Source organism: Staphylococcus sp. GDX8P54P (assembly GCF_017893165.1).
GTDB lineage: Bacteria > Bacillota > Bacilli > Staphylococcales > Staphylococcaceae > Staphylococcus > Staphylococcus borealis.
Window position 1 is genome coordinate 1 of the sequence record NZ_JAESMM010000085.1, and the last position, 960, is coordinate 960.

General features: G+C 31.8%; 1 protein-coding gene and 1 pseudogene. Both read left to right on the top strand.

Going from position 1 to position 960, the window contains the following annotated elements:
- Positions 1 to 126 precede the first annotated feature (126 nt).
- Positions 127 to 735: a recombinase family protein gene (locus tag KA909_RS13345; RefSeq protein ID WP_044466763.1), complete on the top strand. Its 609-nt coding sequence runs from the start codon at positions 127 to 129 to the stop codon at positions 733 to 735.
- Between the two features lie 102 nt (positions 736 to 837).
- Positions 838 to 960: pseudogene (locus KA909_RS13350) on the top strand (IS6 family transposase); the annotation flags it as partial.

The window sequence follows — 960 nt, forward strand, 5'->3', positions numbered from 1 at the left end:
GTGCGTTGCTTTTCTCATTTATTAGGTAAAGTCATTCTCATATATCGAATAAAGTGACACAGTTGTTGAATTTATAGCAACTAAAACGTATGATTAGGGTGTATATTAATTGTGGAGTGAATATGAATGATTATAGGTTATGCAAGAGTATCTTCGACAGATCAAAATTTAGAGAGACAGATAGATAATTTGAAAACATTTGGCGTAGAGAAAATATTTACAGAGAAACAATCGGGAAAGTCAGTAGAAAATAGACCAGTATTTCAAGAAGCACTTAACTTTGTGAGAATGGGCGATAGATTTGTAGTAGAATCGATTGATCGTTTAGGTCGTAATTATGATGAAGTGATTAACACAGTTAATTATTTAAAAGATAAAGAAGTTCAATTGATGATTACTAGTTTACCTATGATGAATGGAGTCATTGGCAATCCTTTATTAGATAAGTTTATGAAAGATTTAATCATACAAATATTAGCAATGGTCTCAGAACAAGAACGAAATGAAAGTAAACGTCGACAAGCTCAAGGTATTCAAGTTGCGAAAGAAAAAGGTGTATATAAAGGGCGTCCGTTACTTTATTCAACGAATGCAAAGGATCCTCAAAAACGCATTATTTATCATCGAGTTGTGGAAATGTTAAAAGAAGGCACAGCTATCAGTAAGATTGCGAAAGAAGTTAATATAACAAGGCAGACTGTTTATAGAATTAAACACGATAATGATTTGGTTTAATAAACTTTACTTCGATGCAAATGAGAGCTTCTCACAGCATTTCAAAGGTTCTGTTGCAAAGTTGAATTTATAGTATAATTTTAACAAAAAGGAGTCTTCTGTATGAACTATTTCAGATATAAACAATTTAACAAGGATGTTATCACTGTAGCCGTTAGCTACTATCTAAGATATGCATTGAGTTATCGTGATATATCTGAAATATTAAGGGAACGTGGTGTAAAC